The following is a 618-nucleotide window of genomic DNA, read 5'->3' on the forward strand; positions in this document are numbered from 1 at the left end:
GCCACAAGACGTGGCGCTTTTAGCTGACTTTCCCTGTCCATTAATATAAGTGGTGGAGGCTGACGGGATCGAACCGCCGACCCTCTGCTTGTAAGGCAGATGCTCTCCCAGCTGAGCTAAGCCTCCAGGACCCCTGTGTTTGCAGGGCATTTTGCTAGGTGACCCGTAGGGGATTCGAACCCCTGAATGACAGCGTGAAAGGCTGCTGTGTTAAACCGCTTCACCAACGGGCCAGGATTATGAAGTATGGTGCGGTCGGCGAGACTCGAACTCGCACGGGTCGCCCCGCCACCCCCTCAAGATGGTGTGTCTGCCAATTCCACCACGACCGCAACTAATATGGTAGCGGCGGAGGGAATCGAACCCCCGACCTTTCGGGTATGAACCGAACGCTCTAACCAGCTGAGCTACACCGCCATGAAGCTATAAGATTAAAACATATGGCGGAGAGTGAGGGATTCGAACCCTCGCTACGCTTGCGCATACTAACGGTTTAGCAAACCGTCCCCTTCGGCCTCTTGGGTAACTCTCCGTATATATGGCTCCTCGGGACGGACTCGAACCGCCGACCGATCGGTTAACAGCCGATTGCTCTACCAACTGAGCTACCGAGGAACG

General features: G+C 55.8%; 6 tRNA genes. All 6 read right to left on the minus strand.

The window, feature by feature from the left end:
• Nucleotides 1–50 precede the first annotated feature (50 nt).
• Nucleotides 51–126: transfer RNA gene (locus HP398_RS30565), tRNA-Val, on the minus strand.
• 33 nt (nt 127–159) lie between these two features.
• Nucleotides 160–233 (minus strand) — tRNA-Glu (locus HP398_RS30570).
• A 14-nt stretch (nt 234–247) separates the two neighbouring features.
• Nucleotides 248–332 (minus strand) — tRNA-Leu (locus tag HP398_RS30575).
• A gap of 8 nt (nt 333–340) precedes the next feature.
• Nucleotides 341–417 (minus strand) — tRNA-Met (locus tag HP398_RS30580).
• A 24-nt stretch (nt 418–441) separates the two neighbouring features.
• A tRNA-Ser gene (locus HP398_RS30585) sits at nt 442–532 on the minus strand.
• 7 nt (nt 533–539) lie between these two features.
• Nucleotides 540–615 (minus strand) — tRNA-Asn (locus HP398_RS30590).
• Nucleotides 616–618 lie beyond the last annotated feature (3 nt).

It is taken from the genome of Brevibacillus sp. HB1.4B (assembly GCF_013284285.1).
In the GTDB taxonomy this organism is placed as follows: domain Bacteria; phylum Bacillota; class Bacilli; order Brevibacillales; family Brevibacillaceae; genus Brevibacillus; species Brevibacillus porteri.